At 71.7% G+C, this 17413-nt stretch carries 21 protein-coding genes; 10 read left to right on the top strand and 11 right to left on the bottom strand.

Annotated elements, in window-relative coordinates; all coding sequences use genetic code 11:
* Positions 1 to 25 precede the first annotated feature (25 nt).
* Together IEY93_RS11200 and IEY93_RS11195 are read left to right on the top strand one after the other, a co-directional pair.
* A complete protein-coding gene (locus tag IEY93_RS11200; protein ID WP_189162927.1) occupies positions 26 to 628 on the top strand; it encodes an acyltransferase in 603 nt (200 codons plus the stop codon).
* Positions 625 to 1665: a TolB-like translocation protein gene (locus IEY93_RS11195; protein ID WP_189162926.1), complete on the top strand. Its 1041-nt coding sequence runs from the start codon at positions 625 to 627 to the stop codon at positions 1663 to 1665. The genes IEY93_RS11200 and IEY93_RS11195 overlap by 4 nt, the downstream gene beginning before the upstream one ends.
* Positions 1666 to 1886: 221 nt before the next feature.
* On the opposite strand, the gene IEY93_RS11190 is transcribed toward IEY93_RS11195, so the two are convergent.
* Together IEY93_RS11190 and IEY93_RS11185 are read right to left on the bottom strand one after the other, a co-directional pair.
* Positions 1887 to 2837 (bottom strand): right-handed parallel beta-helix repeat-containing protein, encoded by a 951-nt coding sequence (locus IEY93_RS11190; protein WP_189162925.1) that lies wholly within the window; start codon positions 2835 to 2837, stop codon positions 1887 to 1889.
* Between the two features lie 90 nt (positions 2838 to 2927).
* The gene (locus tag IEY93_RS11185) at positions 2928 to 3614 is read right to left on the bottom strand and encodes a hypothetical protein (protein WP_189162924.1); all 687 of its coding nucleotides are present in this window, start codon (positions 3612 to 3614) and stop codon (positions 2928 to 2930) included.
* A gap of 176 nt (positions 3615 to 3790) precedes the next feature.
* Between IEY93_RS11185 and IEY93_RS11180 the strand changes: the two genes are divergently transcribed.
* Both IEY93_RS11180 and IEY93_RS11175 read left to right on the top strand, forming a co-directional pair.
* A complete protein-coding gene (locus IEY93_RS11180; protein WP_189162923.1) occupies positions 3791 to 4924 on the top strand; it encodes a YveK family protein in 1134 nt (377 codons plus the stop codon).
* Positions 4921 to 6261 (top strand): O-antigen ligase family protein, encoded by a 1341-nt coding sequence (locus IEY93_RS11175; RefSeq protein WP_189162922.1) that lies wholly within the window; start codon positions 4921 to 4923, stop codon positions 6259 to 6261. The genes IEY93_RS11180 and IEY93_RS11175 overlap by 4 nt, the downstream gene beginning before the upstream one ends.
* A gap of 16 nt (positions 6262 to 6277) precedes the next feature.
* Here the strand turns inward: IEY93_RS11175 and IEY93_RS11170 are convergent, their stop codons facing one another.
* From IEY93_RS11170 to IEY93_RS11150, 5 genes are all read right to left on the bottom strand, one after another.
* Positions 6278 to 7033, bottom strand: coding sequence for a ferritin-like domain-containing protein (locus IEY93_RS11170; protein ID WP_189162921.1), 756 nt, complete (start codon positions 7031 to 7033; stop codon positions 6278 to 6280).
* A 159-nt stretch (positions 7034 to 7192) separates the two neighbouring features.
* Entirely contained in the window at positions 7193 to 8026 is an 834-nt protein-coding gene (phnE, locus tag IEY93_RS11165) for a phosphonate ABC transporter, permease protein PhnE (protein WP_189162920.1), read from the bottom strand.
* Positions 8023 to 8223 (bottom strand): P-loop NTPase family protein, encoded by a 201-nt coding sequence (locus IEY93_RS11160; RefSeq protein WP_189162919.1) that lies wholly within the window; start codon positions 8221 to 8223, stop codon positions 8023 to 8025. Before IEY93_RS11160 ends, phnE begins: the two co-directional genes overlap by 4 nt.
* Before the next feature lie 307 nt (positions 8224 to 8530).
* Positions 8531 to 10045, bottom strand: coding sequence for a M1 family metallopeptidase (locus tag IEY93_RS11155; protein ID WP_189162918.1), 1515 nt, complete (start codon positions 10043 to 10045; stop codon positions 8531 to 8533).
* 163 nt (positions 10046 to 10208) lie between these two features.
* On the bottom strand, positions 10209 to 11180 hold the full coding sequence (locus tag IEY93_RS11150; RefSeq protein ID WP_189162917.1) for a helix-turn-helix transcriptional regulator: 972 nt from the start codon (positions 11178 to 11180) through the stop codon (positions 10209 to 10211).
* Between the two features lie 45 nt (positions 11181 to 11225).
* Between IEY93_RS11150 and IEY93_RS11145 the strand changes: the two genes are divergently transcribed.
* Together IEY93_RS11145 and IEY93_RS11140 are read left to right on the top strand one after the other, a co-directional pair.
* Complete coding sequence (locus tag IEY93_RS11145; protein WP_189162916.1) at positions 11226 to 11699, top strand: hypothetical protein; 474 nt, start codon at positions 11226 to 11228, stop codon at positions 11697 to 11699.
* Positions 11696 to 12157 carry a hypothetical protein gene (locus tag IEY93_RS11140; protein WP_189162915.1) on the top strand — a complete coding sequence of 154 codons (462 nt, stop codon included), beginning with the start codon at positions 11696 to 11698 and terminating at the stop codon, positions 12155 to 12157. The genes IEY93_RS11145 and IEY93_RS11140 overlap by 4 nt, the downstream gene beginning before the upstream one ends.
* 137 nt (positions 12158 to 12294) lie before the next feature.
* Here the strand turns inward: IEY93_RS11140 and IEY93_RS11135 are convergent, their stop codons facing one another.
* Positions 12295 to 12702 (bottom strand): DUF6223 family protein, encoded by a 408-nt coding sequence (locus IEY93_RS11135; protein ID WP_229691041.1) that lies wholly within the window; start codon positions 12700 to 12702, stop codon positions 12295 to 12297.
* A gap of 214 nt (positions 12703 to 12916) precedes the next feature.
* Here IEY93_RS11135 and IEY93_RS11130 point away from each other — a divergent pair, with 214 nt between their 5' ends.
* On the top strand, positions 12917 to 14035 hold the full coding sequence (locus tag IEY93_RS11130; protein WP_189162914.1) for a sensor histidine kinase: 1119 nt from the start codon (positions 12917 to 12919) through the stop codon (positions 14033 to 14035).
* Complete coding sequence (locus IEY93_RS11125) at positions 14032 to 14694, top strand: response regulator (RefSeq protein WP_189162913.1); 663 nt, start codon at positions 14032 to 14034, stop codon at positions 14692 to 14694. The genes IEY93_RS11130 and IEY93_RS11125 overlap by 4 nt, the downstream gene beginning before the upstream one ends.
* A 30-nt stretch (positions 14695 to 14724) precedes the next feature.
* On the opposite strand, the gene IEY93_RS11120 is transcribed toward IEY93_RS11125, so the two are convergent.
* A complete protein-coding gene (locus IEY93_RS11120; protein ID WP_189162912.1) occupies positions 14725 to 15288 on the bottom strand; it encodes a hypothetical protein in 564 nt (187 codons plus the stop codon).
* 269 nt (positions 15289 to 15557) lie between these two features.
* Between IEY93_RS11120 and IEY93_RS11115 the strand changes: the two genes are divergently transcribed.
* Positions 15558 to 16301, top strand: a complete 744-nt coding sequence (locus IEY93_RS11115) for a dienelactone hydrolase family protein (RefSeq protein ID WP_189162911.1) — start codon at positions 15558 to 15560, stop codon at positions 16299 to 16301.
* Positions 16302 to 16314: 13 nt separating this feature from the next.
* On the top strand, positions 16315 to 16587 hold the full coding sequence (locus tag IEY93_RS11110; protein WP_189162910.1) for a DUF6295 family protein: 273 nt from the start codon (positions 16315 to 16317) through the stop codon (positions 16585 to 16587).
* Here the strand turns inward: IEY93_RS11110 and IEY93_RS11105 are convergent.
* Positions 16577 to 16774: a hypothetical protein gene (locus IEY93_RS11105; RefSeq protein WP_189162909.1), complete on the bottom strand. Its 198-nt coding sequence runs from the start codon at positions 16772 to 16774 to the stop codon at positions 16577 to 16579. The two genes, IEY93_RS11110 and IEY93_RS11105, sit on opposite strands and share 11 nt — an antisense overlap.
* A 96-nt stretch (positions 16775 to 16870) precedes the next feature.
* Positions 16871 to 17413: a PIN domain-containing protein gene (locus IEY93_RS11100; protein ID WP_504739355.1), complete on the bottom strand. Its 543-nt coding sequence runs from the start codon at positions 17411 to 17413 to the stop codon at positions 16871 to 16873.

Below are 17413 nucleotides of genomic sequence, written 5' to 3'. Positions count from 1 at the left end.
TATCCACCCGCAATGGGAGTCTCCGATGACCGAACCGCGAATCGCGCCCACCGCCGACGTCGATCCGACCGCCAAGATCGGTGCGGGCACCGTGGTCTGGCACCTCGCCCAGGTACGCGAGGACGCCCTGCTGGGCGAGCAGTGCATCCTCGGGCGCGGCGCGTACGTCGGGCCGGGCGTGCGGATCGGCGACCGGGTGAAGCTGCAGAACTACGCGCTGGTGTACGAGCCGGCGGTGCTGGAGGACGGCGTCTTCATCGGCCCGGCCGCCGTGCTGACCAACGACGTCTACCCCCGCTCCACCGACGTCGGCGGCGCGCTCAAGCGCGACGGCGACTGGAGCGCCGAGGGCGTCGTCGTGCGGGAGAACGCGTCGGTCGGCGCCCGCGCGGTGATCCTCGCCGGGCGCACGATCGGCCGGTACGCGCTGGTCGCCGCCGGGGCCGTGGTGACCAGGGACGTGCCCGACTTCGCGCTCGTCGCCGGCAATCCGGCGCGGCGCGCCGGCTGGGTGGGCCGGGCGGGTGTCACCCTCCGCGAGGAGGCCCCCGGCCGATGGCGCTGCCCACGCACCGAGGAGCTCTACACCGAGCGGGACGGCCTGCTGGCTCCCGGTGAGCCGTCATGAGCCTGTCCACCCTGCCGGTGCGGGCCAGGGTCGCGATCCTCGCGGTCGCGGTCGTGCTGGCCGGCACGGTCGGCACCGTGTACGTGCTGCGCGCCCGGGCACAGGCGGCGCCGCCCGCCCCGCCGCAGGCCACGGGCGCGCCGCCCGCCGCCGGAGCGTCGCAGGCCGGCGCCCCGCCCCTGACGGCCCTGCCCACCGGCGAGCTGATGGTCGTACGGGCCGGGCCCGGCTCCGAAAGCGGCCAGGTGATCGTGGTCGAGCCGGGCGACGGCGGCGTGCCGCGGTCCACGGGCCTGCACTGCAAGCGGTTCGCCGCCGCGGCCGGCACCGGGCTGTGCCTGCGCGTCGACACCGGCCTCACCACCAGCTCCGAGGCCATCGTGCTCGACCGGCGCCTGCGCGAGGTGCGGAGGATCCCGCTGTCCGGCATCCCGAGCCGGGCGCGGGTCTCGGCGAGCGGGCGCATGGCCGCCTGGACGTTCTTCGTGGCCGGCGACTCCTACCTGAGCGTCGGCTTCTCCACCCGGGCCGGCATCCTGGACACCCGCACCGGCACGCTGGTCAAGAGCCTGGAGGAGTTCACCCTGGAGAAGGACGGGCGCCCCTACCGGGCGGTCGACCTGAACTACTGGGGTGTCACCTTCGCCGCCGACGACGACCGCTTCTACGCCACGGCCGCGAGCGCCGGCAAGACGTACCTGGTGCAGGGCGACTTCACCACGCGGCGGATGCGCGTGCTGCGGGAGAACGCCGAGTGCCCCTCGCTGTCCCCGGACGGCGCCCGCGTCGTCTACAAGAAGCGGATGGGCGACTCCTCCGACCCGTGGCGGCTGTACGTGCTCGACCTGCGCTCCGGGCGCGAGACCGCGCTGGCCGAGCCCGCGAACGTGGACGACCAGGCGGCCTGGCTCGACGACCGCACGGTCATGTACAGCAGGCTGCGTGACGACAGCTCGGACGTGTGGCAGGTGCCCGCCGACGGGTCGGGCGAGCCGCGCCTGCTGCTCAAGGACGCCTACTCCCCGATCGCGACATGACCGCCCGCCGCCCGTCCGCGTACTCCGGGGCGTCTTCTCCCGAGACCGGGAGCCTGGCGGGGCTCCTCACGCGCCGGGTGGGCGTGCCCATCGGGGAGCGGATGCCGGGACCACCGACCCCGGCCGGGCGGCTGGAGGTTCCGGAGCGGTCAGGGCGCCGGGGACGGTCATCGCGCGCCGTATCCGTCCCGGACACCACGACGGGCCGGCGGGAGCCGGGGTCAGGGCAGGACCGGCTTCTTGGAGTCCTCCCAGACGTTGTCCTCGAACCGGTTGCCCTTGCCCTTGTCGTCGAAGTACGTCAGTGGCCCCCAGAAGCCGCCCTTGGGGAACAGCCGGCGGGTGAAGACGTTGCGGACGATCCGGATGCCGGTCGCCGTGCCGAACTTCCCCGCCCCGCCGTAGATCGTGTAGCCGCCGCCGCCCAGCAGGTTGCCCTCGATGAGCACGTCGTGCGCGCGGCTGAAGTCCTGGTAGATCGAGATCGCCGACGTCTGCGAGATCTGGTTGAAGATCGTGTTGTGCCGGATGGTCAGCGACAGGCCCTTGCGCGGCGACCCGTTGACCTGCGGGCCGGTCACGTGGTCGCCGGGGTACTCCTTGAAGTCGTGCATGTAGGAGTCCTCGATGAGCCCGTGGTCGGTGCCCACGGAGTTGGACACCGTGTGGATGTTCGCCCGGCGCACCGTGATGTCCCCGCCCTGGTTCAGCACCCCCCACTGTGCCTTGACCACCCCGTTCCCGGAGATCTCGCAGTCCTCGATCACCGCGCCGGACGCGCCGTCGGCCTGGATGACCGACCAGTCGCCCTCGCCGATCACCCGGACGTTGCGCACGGTCACGTTGTTCGCCTTGATGTTGAGCTTGCCGTGGACCTCGAGGTTCTCCACCACCGCGCCCGGCTTGAGCACGGTCACCTCGCCCACCTTGCGCAACGGCGTGCCCGGCCGCACCCCCGTGGTGGCGGCCGAGGGGAAGCCGTCGCCGGGCTCCGGGGAGGGACGCGTCTCCGGCCCGGAGGAGGGCCGCGGGTCCGGCTGGCGGGTCTGGGCCGGCACCGGCTCGCGCCCGTCACCGCCCGAGCCGGTGCCGGAGCAGCCCGCGCCGGCCGCGCCGGCGAGCGCGAGGGACACGGCGAGCAGGACGTACCGGCGCGACGGCGTAGCGGACACGCAACACTCCAGGTCGTAGGTCTCGCGGAACGCTCCACAACGGGCTCGCCGGGAGCGTGGTGCTGTGCCGGATCTCGCCGGTGCGGAGGGTCAGATGGTGGTTCCCGCCCCGACCCGGGGCGGGCGCGACCGCCGGGGCGGCCCGGCCGTCGCCCTCGTGGGACGTCCCGGCTGCGGCCTGTGCTGGTCGGCGCCGCGGTCTCGTGTCGCGAAGGCGACGGCCACCGACGCCAGCAGCACCATGAGCGCGATGCCGGCCATCGACCGGCCCCGCTGGAGCGACTGCCGCACGGGCCCGATGACGTCGCCGAGCGGCTCCCACTTGATCATCACGCGGCCGTTCGCGCCCGCCGAGGTCTGGAGGTTCTCGAGCTTCTTGTCCAGCAGCTTGAGCGCGAGGTCCAGCGTGACCTTGGCCTCGTCGGGGTCGTCAGAAAGCGCCTGCAGGTTCGCGTACGGCTGGCCGTACACCGGCAGCTCCTCGTTGCCCCAGTGCGCCACCTGGAACTGGAACAGCGCCGTGCCCCCCATGGCGCGGAGCCGCTGCTTGGTGCCCGGATTGTCGAAATAGCGTGCCGTGGCCAGCGCCATGTAGATGTGGTTGTCGGTGAAGTGGTCGTACACCTCGCCCTGGAAGTGGTTGGTCTTGGTGACGAACGCCACCGTCACCGAACTCTGGTAAAGAGGTGACCTATATCGCACCCAGAACACCGCGCAGGCGGCGACCAGCAAGATCAGCGCCAGGCAGCAGTACCGCGCAACCACTCGCCTTCGCACCGACACATCGTGGCACAGGCGTACGGAGTTTTGGGGCGGGCCTGGTAAAGAAGGCACTCAGAGGAAACACTTGAGAGCGGATGACAACGTGCCGAGGTGCTCGCGCGTCCTATCTGGGCGACTCGGCGGGGTGGGAATGGTCGACATGGCCGGCCGGGCAGGGGTGAAGGGACACTATGGACCTGCTTGATTCGCTGCGCGCGCTGCTGCGGCGATGGCCAGTGACGGTCGCGTTGCTGGCGGTGACCATCATCGCGACCGTCGGGGCGTTCTTCGCCATCCCCTGGCAGTACGAGTCCAAGGCGACGGTGGTCTTCCTGTCGTCCAGGAAGGGCTCGCAGCCGGTCGGCGGCAATCCCTGGCTGGCCTTCGACGCCTCTCTGACGATCACCGCCGAGGTGATCTCGCGGGGCATGAGCGACGAGCGCACGCTGCAGATGCTCAAGGACAAGGGCAATACCGCGGAGTACACCGTCGGCCTCGCGCAGGACTCACGCGGCCCGCTGCTCGACATCACCGCCACCGGGCCCGATCCCAAGATCGCCCAGGCGACGATGGAGACGCTCGCCACCCTCAGCCAGCAGCGGCTGACCGAGATGCAGCGCAAGTCGTCGATCCTGCCGGACGCCACCATCCGGGCCGAGCTGGTGACCTCCACCGAGGAGGCCGAGCTCACCCCCGAGAAGAAGATCCGCATGCTGGTGATCATCTTCGCGGGCGGCATGCTGGTGACGCTGGGCGTCCCGCTGTTTCTGGAGTCGCTCGCGCAGAAGCGGCGGCGGCTCGCCCAGCCCGCCGACCACGGCGCACCCCGCCCTGGTGGGCAGGCGCCGGCTGCGCACCAGCAGCAGCGCCTCCCGCGCTCCGGCGGCGGCGCCACGGTGCGTCCCAGCGGTGGCCTGCCGCGCAGCCGCCCGCCCGCCCGATCCCCGCGGCCGTTCGACCCGCCCGAGTCCAAGGGGTACGACCGGCGGCCCGGCTCCGGGCCGTCCCCGGCCAAGAACCCGTCTCAGGGCGAGCCGCGCGACCCGTGGGCGGACAAGGGCGACGGCGACGGCGGGTACACCGCTCCCTTATCGGCGCCCCAGGAAGACCTGTACGTGTGGACCGACGAGAGCGATCGTCCGCGCGGCGCCTCCGCCGCACGCGGCACGGCCTCCGGCCCGCGATCCCGCGGTTCGTCCCGCCGCGCCGCCGACCCCTCGTCGGACGTGACCGCACCCCACCAGCGTCCGCGTCCCTCGTCCGCCCCCGGTGACGCCGACGACGAGCCGTACGTCGTGTTCGACCCGACCAGGCCGGGGCGGTGACGAGCACCTCGGAGGCCGCCGCACCCGCCCACCGTCCCGCGGGCCGGCCGGTACGCACCCCGAGGCTGCCGAAAGCCCGCGTCGACCCGGTAACGATCATCACGTTCTTCCTGATCGTCCTGTTCGTCATGCCGGCCAGGTACGTCGTCGGCCCCCTGGGCGGCGCCGGCTCGCCCTCGTCCATGGTCGCCGTGCTGCTACTGGTGTGGTACCTGCTGTCCACCCTGTCGCCGCGCTGGACGCCGATCAGAGGCAAGCAGCCGGTACGCCTCGTCATCGTCTTCCTCGGCCTGTCGGTGCTGGCGAGCTACATCGCGGCCACGACCCGGCCGCTGTCGGCCGACGAGGTGAACGCCGCCGACCTCGGCCTGGTGCTGGTCGCCGGCTGGGCGGGCATCGCCCTGGTCACCGCCGACGGCGTGAACACCATGGACCGCCTGGAGACCCTGCGCCACCGCATCGTGCTGGGCGCGTCCTTCCCGGCGTTCATCGCGATGGTCCAGTTCTTCACCGGCATCGAGGTCACCCAGTACATGGCGCTGCCCGGTCTGGTGGAGAAGGGCTCAGCGGTCCTGTTCGAGCGCGAGGGCTTCTTCCGGCCGTCCGGCACCGCCACCCACCCCATCGAGCTCGGCGTCGTGCTGGCCGCCGTCCTGCCGCTGGCCCTGCATGGAGCGATCTACTGCCGCATCCCCGAACAGCGGCGCAAGCGCTGGTGGATGGTGGCGCTCATCGCCGGCACGCTGCCCATGAGCGTCTCCCGCTCGGCCATCCTCGGCCTGTTCGTCGTCCTGGTCGTGCTGCTGCCCACCTGGCCCTCGGAGTGGCGGCTGCGCGCGCTGCTCATCGGCGGCGCCGCCTCCATCCTGATGCGGCTGATGATCCCCGGCCTCATCGGCACCGTGCTCAACCTGATCTCGGTCATCGGATCGGACGAGAACTCCACCACCCGCACCGGCGACTACGACGCCGTCGTCGCGGCGGTCTCCCAACGCCCGCTGTTCGGCCAGGGCTTCGCGACCTACCTGCCGCGCATGTACCGCGTCATCGACAACCAGTACCTGATGTCGGCGCTGGAGACCGGCCTGATCGGCGTGGGCGCGCTCCTTGTCTTCCTGGCCACCGGCTGGCTGCTGGCCCGGGGCGCCCGCCGCGCGGCCGCCGACGAGGAGACCCGCCACCTGGCGCAGTGCTTCGCGGCCTCGGTGGCCGTCGCCATCTTCGGCTTCGGCACCTTCGACGCCTTCAGCTTCCCGATGATCACCAACGTGATGTTCCTCATCCTCGGCTGCTGCGGCGCCCTCTGGCGGCTGCAGACCCAGCGCCCGTCCCTCTGACCTTCCGTCAGATCGATCACCGTCCGCTCCGGGCCTCCGACGCCGAGCCGGCCGGTTGCCCGGCCGACCACATCACATCGGCGACGACGGCGCGGAAGGTCACCTTGACCTCGCGGGCGAAGCCGGCCGGGGATACGCCGAGACCCCGCAGGGCCTGCCCATGGTCGAGCAGCACCACGGTCACCGCGCCGGTCAGCAGCACCCACCACAGAGCCGAGGCGACCGCCCGGAACGGCCGGGAGGCGCCGGCGAACGACCGCCGCAGCCGCGCGCAGTGGAAGGGCACGTGGCGCAGCTCGTCCGACAGGATCCGGCCCGCCACGTCGGCGGCGAGCGGATCGCGGACGCCGTCGCGTACCGCCCGGTAGTACGCGAGCGCGACCACCTCGGCGAGCATCAGGACCATCAGCTCGGTCCGCAGGCCGAGGAGCCGTCGCAGCCGGACGAACACCGCGTCGCTCCAGTGCCCGGTGATGGTCGGCGCCCCCGCGGCCTCCAGCAGGCGGGCCAGCAGACGGGCATGCCCGCGTTCCTCCGCGACGAACAGGCGGATCGCCTCCGCGTACACCGGGTCGCCCGCCGCGTCGGCCTTGGCGATCAGGCCGCGGCCGTCGCCGCTCTCCCCGACCTGGAACCGTTGCAGGCTCCGCACCAGGACGGGCGCCAGCCGTGCGTCCTGGCTCCAGTCCGGGTCGCCCCAGGTCCCCCGGAGCAGCGCGGCCCCTTCGAAGTCACGTAGAAAGTCGATGAAAGCACCGGTATCAACGGTCACGGCCCGGAATCTACAGACGCGCGGTTCGGATCCCGTCGACACGATGTGAAGGTTCTGCGTCGGCCCGCGGCCGTCGACCGGGCGACGTGGAGGAGACGCGCGTCATCGTGTCCGGGCCGGCCGGTTCCCGCGGGCCGCACCGCACCCGTGTGCTCTCCGTCAGCGGATCATGCGGCGGATCCGGGCCGACAGGAGGTCCACGGCGACGACGAGGACCAGGACGATCATGATGTGGGTGAGCATCTGGTCGAAGCGGAACAGCTTGATGGCCTGGTTGATCAGGAAGCCGATCCCCCCGGCGCCGACGAGGCCGAGCACCAGGGACGAGCGCACGTTGACGTCGAAGCGGTACAGCAGAAGGCCGACGAACTGCGGCACCACGGCGGGCAGGACCGCGTGCGCCACCACCTGGAGGCCGGTGGCGCCGTTGGTCCGCAGCGCGTCCCGAGGTCCGAGGTCGGTCTCCTCCATCGCCTCGGACCACAGCTTCCCCATGACACCGGTGTTGTGGAAGATCAGCGCGAGCACCCCCGCGAACGGGCCGAGCCCGACCGCCGTGATGAAGATCAGCGCGAAGACGACGTCCGGCACCGCCCGCAGGAACGACAGCAGCGACCGGGACGCCTGGTAGACCCACGGATTCGGGGTGGTCGTCCGGGCGCCCAGCACCGCCAGTACGAGCGCGAACGGCACCGAGAACGTCGTGCCGAGCAGGCCGATGTAGAGCGTGACGAGCGCCGCCTCGATCCCCGGGCGGAGCACGTCGTTCCACGACAGGTCGGGTGGGAGCGCTTCGCCCGCGAAGTCCGCCATTCCCTGCCAGCCCTGAACCAGCGCGATGGGGGAGAAGTCGGTGCCCCGCCAGGCGAGGGCGTGCAGCGCCGCGAGTGCGGTGATGACGGCGATAACGAACGCCGAAGGTGTCAGGCGCCGGGGTGGGATCGGCCGGGTGCCGGGCACGTCACCGGACGTCGGAGCGGGGCCGGTGGTCATCGGGTGGTCTCCCCTGAGGCGTACAGGCCGGCGAGATCGGCGTCGGACAGTCCGGCGGGCGGCGTGTCGAGAACGAGCCGCCCGTGCAGGATCCCGGCGACCCGGTCGGCGTACCGCCGGGCCAGGTCCGGTTGGTGGAGTACCGCGGCCACCGCCAGGCCCTGGTCGCGGGTGAGTTCGGCCAGCAGTTCCAGCACCTGGTCGGCGGCCGCGGGGTCGAGGGCGGCGACGGGTTCATCGGCGAGCAGGATGCCGGCCCGCTGGCTCGGTGGCCGTCGCCATCTTCGGCTTCGGCACCTTCGGCTTCCCGATTATCACGAACGTGATGTTCCTCATCCTCGGCTGCTGCGGCGCCCTATGGCGTCTCCAGACCCAGCCCTCCCGCTCTCACGACCCTGTCATCTGACCACGGCCGTCCATCCCGGCGACGGCCCGCGTCCCGTCCGGCCCCACCCTCGTATGAGCCGGTCCTCGTGCCGGTCGCCACCGGTCGTGCGACCGCTGTCATCCTCTCGGCCGCCAGTCCGGGTGGCCCGGCATCGGCGGGGTGGTCGCGTCGTAAATCCAGCCGTTGATGTAGCGGGTCAGGTCCTTGCCGCTCACCCGGTTGGCGACCTTGATGTAGTCCGGGGTGCTCGCCGAGCGTCCGCGGTACTCGGCGAAGAAGGTCTTCTCGATCCGGCGGAAGGTGTCGGGGCCGACCAGTTCCCGCAGGCCGAACAGCATCAGCAGGCCGGCGGTGTTAGTGCCGACGAGCACGTCCCGCGCATGCTTCATGTTCCCCGGCGGACCTGACTCGACGCGCTTGTCCCCGTCGAAGTCGTAGCGGGCGCGCAGCCCGCGCGCGGGGTCGTCCAGGTCGCGCCAGCCCTGCTCCACGGCGTACAGGACCTGGTAGAACTCGGCGTGCCCCTCGCTGATCCACATCTGGTTCCAGTCGCGGACCGCGACCGCGTCGCCGAAGTACTGGTGGGCCAGCTCGTGCATCATGGTGACCTTGTCGTTCTGGACCTCTTCCTGGGTCACGTGGCCCTGCTCGTCGGTCCCGGTCAGGCTTTCCGCGGCGTAGGTCGAGATGGTCGCGGCCTCCAGCGCGACGCCCTCGTAGCCGTCGGGCATGCCGAGCACGCCGTAGGTCTCGAAGGGGTACGGGCCGACCTGCTTCTCCATCCAGACGACCTGCTCGGCGATGCCCTCGACGAAGGGGCGCGCCTTGGCGGCCTGCGCGGTGGCCACGTAACTGCGCAGCGGCAGGCCACGGGGCCCCTTGGCCTGGAACGCGGTGAAGTGGCCGACGGCGGCCTGCACGACGTGGGTCGGGATGGGGTCGCGGGTGGCGAAGACGTAGGTGACGCGTCCCGCTTTCTCGTGGCGTGAGCGGAGCGTCCCGTTGGCGACCGCTCGCAGGCCCTTCGGGGTGGTGATGCGGAAGGTGACCTTCGCCTTGTCGCTGGGGTGATCGTTGCAGGGGAAGAACAGGTGAGTCCGGTCCGGCTGTCCCAAGAGCGCGAAGCCGTCCTTCTGGGCGACCCAGGCGGCGCGGTGCGGCTTCTCGTCCGAGGGGAAGGCGGGTGACTGGGGGTTGGCGGTACGGTCGACGCGGAACGAGACGGCCACGCGGAAGCGTCGCCCCCGCGGCAGTTCGCGTGCCGGCGTGATCAGCAGCTTCTGCCCCGAGACGCGGAAGCGGGCGGCGCGGCCGTCCACGGTGACCCGGTCGACTCTTTCCACCGCGGCGTCCAGGCTGAACTCGGACAGGGCCTGCGTCGTGGTCGCCGCGATCCGCACGGACGCGTCCATCTTGGTGGTGCCGCTCCGATAGTCGTAGCTCACGTCATAGGAGCCGACGTCGTAGCCGCCGTTGCCCAGGTACGCGAAAAGCGGGTCGCCCACACCACGCGCGCCAGGCGTGGCGGACACTGATGATCCGGCCGCAGGGGTCGTGCCACCGCAGGCGGCCAGCACCATCGCCGCGGTGACCAGCGCCGCAGGCCTCTTGCTGATTCGGAAGGAGAACATGACGGCCATCCTGCGCGGCCCGTGCGTCGACCCCGCCGCCGCCGCGTATCCGCGGGCGCTCGACCAGGTATCGGCCGCGTATCCGACGGACGTTCGTGCCAGGCGTTCAACGGGCGGTCCGCGCGGTGCGGACGGGGGCGATCGGTGGGATCTCGGGCGGGTCTCACGGGTAGAGCGCCGCGAGGGCGTGGGCGGTCCGGGTGAGGCGGTGGCGCAGTTCGGGGGGATCGAGGACGACGACCTCGGCGCCGAGTTTGAGGAACTCGCCGTGCGCGTGGGTCAGGGACTCGATGGGGACGGTCGCGGTGATCCAGCCCTGGTCGTCGGGCGGGCCCGCGGTCTCGGCCACGGCGTCGGCGACGGCCGAGCTCATCGTGTCGGTCAGCCGCTCCCGGCCCGCCGGGGAGAGACGGATGACGGCGTGGCCCTGGAAGAGCCGGGAACGGAAGTCCGCCAGGTGCTCCCGCCAGTGGCCGGCGAGGTCGAAGTCGTCCGGCCGGGTGAACGCCTCGCCCGTCACCTCCAGGTGGAGGATCTGGTTGACGCGGTAGGTCCGCAGCGTGCCGTCGCACCGGGCCACCAGGTACCACTTGCCGGCCTTCAGGACGAGCCCGTACGGCTGCAGCGTCCGCTCGACCTCGGACGGTTCGGCCCACCGGCGGTACAGGACGCGGATGACCCGCCGGTTCCACACGGCGCCCGCCACCTCCGGCAGGCGGGGCACCTGGTCCCCGTCGTGGTACCAGCCGGGCGCGTCGAGGTGGAAGTGCTCCCGGATGCGGCGGGCGCTCGCACGCAGTTCGGCGGGCAGCGCGGCCTCGATCTTGCGTTCGGCCGCGGCGGCGAGCGCGCCCAGGCCCAGCTCGGCGGCCGGTCCCGGCAGACCCGCCAGGAACAGTGCCTCGGCCTCCTGGCCGGTCAGTCCGGTGAGGCGGGTGCGGAACCCGTCCAGCAGCCGGTAGCCGCCCCGGTGCCCGGCGTCGCCGTACATCGGGATGCCGGCCGTGTGCAGCGACTCCACGTCCCGGTAGACGGTGCGGACGCTGACCTCCAGCTCGTCGGCGAGCTGGCGCGCGGTCATGCGGCCACGGGACTGGAGCAGCAGCAGGATGGCCAGAAGCCGGGAAGCTCGCACATCTGCTGACAATACGTGTCAGTGGACCGCCTCTACCGTCCCCTCATGGCGTTTCTGGAGAAGACAATGCGGCCGCTCGCGCCCTTGGTGGTGGGCGGCCGCCCGTACAAGCGGTACCACGTCGAGCGGCCCGAGCGGCCGATCGAACCCGAGGTCGAGAAGGCGGCCTACGACTACCTGCCGCACCTGGTGCCGGCACCCGCGGACGACGCACCGGCGGGCTGGATCGTCCTCCACAGGGGCGGGGACACCGGCGCCTACCTGCTGGCCTTCACCTGGGTGTGGGACAACGTGGTCGAGGTGCACGTCGCGGCGGCCGGGCAGCCCGCGGCCGGATGCCCCGACGAGGACCCGGCGAACTTCGTGACCGAGCCGCGGCGCTGGATGGGCTGCGTGTGGGAGCTGCCCTCCCTGGAGTACGAGCGGGCCGCCTGGGTGCGGCACATGTTCGTCAAGGACGTCCCCGACCTGGACGGCTACCTCGCCGACCAGCGTCCGGAAGGGCTGGTGGGACGGTGACCGGCGCCGGCGACTTCGGGTTCTACGTGGGCACCTGGGAGGTGGCCAACCGGCGGCTGGTGAAGCGCAACGCCGGATGCACCGAGTGGGAGGAGTTCCCCGGCCGCTCCGTCGCGCGGAGCTTCTGGGGTGGAGCGGGCAACTTCGATGAGATCACCTTTCCGGACCGGGATTTCGACGGGGCCACGGTCCGGGTCTACGACGCCGCCCGGGAGGAGTGGTCGCTGTACTGGCTGAACAGCACGCGCGGCCTTGACCCGGTGCCGGTGGTCGGCGGGTTCGAGGGCGGGGTGGGCACCTTCTACGCCGACGACGCCGACGACGGCGTGCCGATCCGGGTCCGGTTCGTCTGGTCGGAGATCACCGAGACGTCGGCCCGCTGGGAGCAGGCGTTCTCCTACGACGGCGGGCGGACCTGGGAGACCAACTGGATCATGGAGTCCTCCAGGATCTCCTGAGCCACCGGCCGAGGGGGCGGGAATCTCCACCGGTGACCTGCGGGCGGCCATCGCGTGCTCCTTCCCGGGTCCGCCGGGAACGGCGAGACCGGGCGCGATGGCCGCCCCTGGCGTGCGGGGGTGGCGCCGGACGGCGGTCAGACGGAGGTACGGCGGGAGCGGGTCAGGGCCAGCGCGCCGAGGAGCAGGGCGACCAGCCCGACCACCACGGCCAGGTAGCCGCCGACGATTCCGTAGCCGGTGCCCGGCCCACCCTTGGCGGCGGCCACGACCAGCCCGCCGATGACCGCGCCGGCCAGTCCCGTACCCAGGGCCACGAAGGCCCCCCTTCTGCCGGTGCCGGCGCCGATGCGACCGGAGGCGCGGGCGAGGGCCAGCCCGCCGATGACCACGCCGGCCAGTCCGAGCAGCGCGGCCACCAGGGACCACAGACGCCCGGTGGTCAAGGTGGAGGCGCTGACCGGGGCCGGCTGAGCCAGGATGTGCGCGAACCCTCCGGGCAGGGCGGAGGAGGCGGCGCTGAGCAGGTGACGACGGAGGGGCATGAGGCGCTCCATTTCCTACGGTCGGATCCGCCCGATCATCTCCGCCGGCCCCACCTGGAGTCGTCGTGCCGGCGCGGGCGATTCGCGCTGCCGCCCCAGCCGTAGCCGGCTACCGCGCATGGCGCAGAAACCGGGAAAGTACCGCGTGTGCGGTAGGCGGTCCCTCGTCGGTACGCAGGAGTCGCCCGCGCGGGTCTCCGGCTAGGGTGCACCCATGGGCAGCGGGCGGATCGGCCTGACAGACGGTGCGGTCGCCGCGGGCGTGGCGGCGATCCTGCTGGTCACCTGGCTGTCCAGGCACCAGGCCCCCACGGCTTTCGGCCCGCTGGGCTACGCGTTGCTGGTGACCGGCGGTCTGTCGCTGGCGGCGCACCGCAGGGCCCCGGTCACCGTGCTGGCCGTGACCGGCGGGTGCGTCCTGGGGTACCAGACCCTCGGTTTCGACGTGCCCGCCGTCGCCTATCTGTTCGCGGTGTACGCGGTGGTACGGGCGGGACGGCGCGTCGTCGCGATCGCGGGTTCGGTGATCATGCTGGTGGCTGTTCCGCTCGCGCTCATGGCCGCGTCCCAGAACCGGTCCGTGGGTGAGGCGCTCATGCTCGGCCGGGACGTCCTCCCGCTGGCCTGGCTGGTCGCCGCCGGCGCGGCCGGTGAAGCGCTGCGGCAGGCCGAGCGCCGGGCGGACGAGGCCGAACGCACCCGGGAGGAGACCGCGCGGCGCCGTGCCGACGAGGAGCGGTTGCACATCGCGCGGGAGCTGCACGATTCGCTCACCCACCAGATTTCCGTCATCAAGGTGCAGGCCGAGGTCGCCGTCCACCTGGCCCGCAAGCGGGGGGAGCAGGTGCCGGACGCCCTGCTGGTGATCCGGGAGGCCGGGCGGGAGGCGGCACGGGAACTCCGGGCGACCCTGGAAGCGCTGCGCGACGACGGAGCGAGCCCGCCACGAGGGCTCGACCACGTCCCGGACCTGGTGGGACGAGCTCGGACGACCGGCCTGGACGCGCAACTGACGATCGAGGGACACCGGGACGACGTGCCGGTCGCGGTGGACCGGACGGCGTACCGCATCGTGCAGGAGTCGCTGACCAACGTCGCCCGGCACGCCGCCGCCACCACCGCGTCGGTCCACATCGCCTATCGCCCGGACTGTCTGGTCATCCGGGTCGATGACGACGGCAGGGCCACGCCGGACGCCGCGCCGGCGCCCGGCGTCGGGCTGCTCGGGATGCGTGAACGGGTCACCGCCCTCGGAGGTCACCTGCGGGCGGCACCGCGCGACGAGGGCGGCTTCACCGTCCACGCCGAGCTCCCCGTGGCGCCGCGGTCGTGATCCGCGTCCTGCTGGCCGACGACCAGCCGCTCATCCGCAGCGGGTTCCGCGCGCTGCTCGACATCGAGGACGACATCGAGGTGGTGGCCGAGGCCGCCCACGGCGGCGAGGCCCTGGCGCTGGCCAGGCGGCACCTGCCCGACATCGCGCTCGTCGACGTCCAGATGCCGGTCATGGACGGCATCGAGGCGACCCGGCGGATCGCCGCGGACCCGGCCCTGGCCGGGGTGCACGTCGTCATCCTGACCAACTACGGCCTGGACGAGTACGTCTTCGAGGCGCTGCGCGCCGGCGCGGCGGGATTCCTCGTCAAGGACATCCTCCCGGAGGACTTCCTGCACGCCGTACGCGTCGCCGCGCGCGGCGACGCCCTGCTCGCGCCGTCGATCACCCGCAAGCTGATCGACCGGTACATCACTCAGCCGCTCGTCGCCGGCACCGGCACCGGGTTGCGGGAACTGACCGGCCGGGAACGCGAGGCCGTCGCCCTGGTCGCGCGGGGCCTGTCCAACGACCAGATCGCCGCCCGCATGGTGATCAGCCCGTTGACCGCGAAGACCCACGTCAACCGGGCGATGACCAAGCTGCACGCCCGGGACCGTGCTCAGCTCGTCATCCTCGCCTACGAGTCCGGCCTGGTCGTCCCCGGCGATTCCTGACCCGCGGCGGACGGCTCCCCGGACACCCGCTCAGCCCGCCGCACTCGACGCCCGCCGCCGGCCGGTGGACGGGGTTGCGGGGTACGGGGTGCCGTCCGGGTGGAACCCGTGCTTGGCGAGGAGCCGCCGCCGGGTGCGCGAAGCGGTGAGCCGGCAGGTGAGGTAGGTGAGGGACCAGACGATGGCGCGGCCCGCCTGGGTACGGAGGTCCTGGTCGTCGTCCCGCAGGGCGAGCGGCAGGCCGACGAGCAGGATCATGCCCAGGAGACGGCGCTCGGGGAGGAAGGCGCCGAGCAGGTCGTCGCGCGCCCACCAGCGGTACTTGTCGGGCAGCCGCCATCCGAGGAACCAGTACGGCAGCCAGTGCCTGAGCGGTGGGCGTTCCCGCAGGCGCAGGGCGAGGCCGCCGCGCAGGACGTCCAGCACGGTGCGCGCGCTCGGGCGGCTCCGGCCGGGTTCGGCGAGGTCCAGCAGGGTGCCGAGCATCTCGGCGCCCCGGGTCTTCATGAAGCGCGGCGGGTAGGCCACGCGCAGCACCTGCAGGCACCGCCGCTCGTACGCGTCCGTCGCGGCCCGCTGTCCAGGTCGTAACATCAGGTCCCCCATCCTGGCTGAAGGTTCAGGCGGCGCTGTGCGGTCGCGGCCAGCAAGGGGTACCGCGGTGACGTAGGGACTCGGCGTAGGGGCGAGGATGGATTCGCCGGAATACCGGTAGCGCTCCGCCGGGATATGGTTAGCTTCGCTAATAGTCGATTTGAGGATAATCAGAGTCTTGTGTGATTTCGCGGTCGGACGATCGCGTCCGGTGCGCACCGGCCCAGGGGTGCCGGCAGTCCGCGAGCCGCACGGCGAGGAGGCAGGGCATGAGCGACGCGATGTGGGCGGGTACGGTGGCGTTCCCCGGATACGAGGACGCCGAGCTGGAGGCGTATCTGGCCAGGCCGCTGGGTGACCGGCCGCGGGGCGGCGTCGTGGTGATCCACCACCTGCCGGGTTACGACACGGCCACCAAGGAGATCGTGCGCAAGTTCGCGGCGCACGGGTACGCCGCGGTCTGCCCGAACCTGTACTCGCGGGAGGGCGCGGGAGTGAGCCCGGACGACCAGGCCGCCGCCGCGCGGGCCAAGGGGGGTGTGCCGGACGAGCAGCTCGTGGGCGACGTGGCCGCGGCCTCCGCGTACCTGAACGCGCTCGACCACGCCAACGGCAAGATCGGCGTCATCGGCTACTGCTCGGGCGGCCGGCAGGCCTTCCTGGCCGCCTGCTCACTGCCGATCGACGCCGCGGTGGACTGTTACGGCGCGTTCGTCGTCTCCAACCCGCCAGAGGGCTTCCCGCTCAAGGCCACCCCGCTGCTGTCCAAGGCGCCCGACCTGTCGTGCCCGCTGCTCGGCCTGTTCGGCCAGGACGACGCCAACCCGACGCCGGAGGAGGTCGCCGTGCTGGCCGCCGAGCTGGACAAGCTCGGCAAGGAGCACGACTTCCACATCTTCGAGGGCGCGGGCCACGCGTTCTTCTCCACCGACCGGGCCGCCTACCGTCCCGCGGCGGCGATGGAGGGCTGGAAGAAGATCTTCGATTTCTACGGCCGGCACCTCGCCGCCTGACGGGAGACCCACGATGTGCACCTATCTCACCGAGAAGATCGAGCTGGACGGCGCCGGCAAGGGGGCGAACGGCTGGTTCACCCTCAGCCAGGGCGCCGTCTACGTCGACCACCCCTACCACTCCACCCACGAGCACACGGTGAACATCGACTTCACCAATCCGGGCGAGGGGCCGTCCGCGCGGGTGGCGGTGGAGCTGACCGAGGAGTCGGCGCTGGCCCTGGTCGAGGCCATCCACAAGGCCCTGGCCGCCGCCCCACCCGGCCTCGCCTCCGTCAAGCGCTGATGATCTCGATGTTGCCCACATTCGCGGGATCGACGTCGAAGCGCAGGACGAGGAGATCTCGCACCGTCGGCTCGGCCTTGTCCAGGCAGCGGGCCTGCGTGTACGCGGGCCGCCGCAGCCCCGGCCCCTCAATGGCGAGCGCCCACCAGTCGCCGGACCGCTGAGCCGTTACCCGGAAGGCCCTCACCTGCCCCCTTCTCCTTTTCTCAAGCCCGCGCCCGACCATCTCGCCCCCGCTCCCCAAATGCCCTTGGCGTCAGTCAGTTGATCGCGCGATTGCGAGTTAGAGAAGACCGTGGTGCTGTGCCCATCTGGGTAGTTCGGTGCCCGTGCAGGGGAGCCGCATGCCCGTGGACCTCAGCGCGTCGACATGGCCGCAGATTTCCACCAATGTCATCTTTTGGAGTGCGTACAACCGGGTCAACAGCCAGACGGTGCCGTGGATCTCCAGCCCGCGGCGTCGCCCTACCCTGGTCGCATCGCGATCATCGGTCAGAGCGATCATGGAGTGGGTCTCCGCCGCCGCGAACACACTGGCCTCTCCGAGATCGTACGCACCGGCTCCGAGTAGAGCAGCCCAGCGGTGCAGGGCGATCAGCTCCTCGTCGGTGTCCTGCGGGAGGATCTGGAGCCACTCCAGCTTGGCGAGCGACACCAGCGAGGGATAGTGGTGAACGTATCTCTCGATCTCGTCCGCCACGATGTTCGTCGTGGTCATCTGGACGACACACGCGCCCAGGACATCGAGACGGTCGGCTTTCGCGAAGTGGTGGATGACCATGGCGTCGGCCACAAGTGAGGGCAAGGGATCGCTGAGCTTCACCAT

The organism is Sphaerisporangium melleum, from assembly GCF_014646695.1.
Lineage (GTDB): Bacteria > Actinomycetota > Actinomycetes > Streptosporangiales > Streptosporangiaceae > Sphaerisporangium > Sphaerisporangium melleum.
The sequence above is the reverse complement of the archived record's forward strand: the minus strand, read 5'-3'. Positions and strand labels throughout refer to the sequence as shown.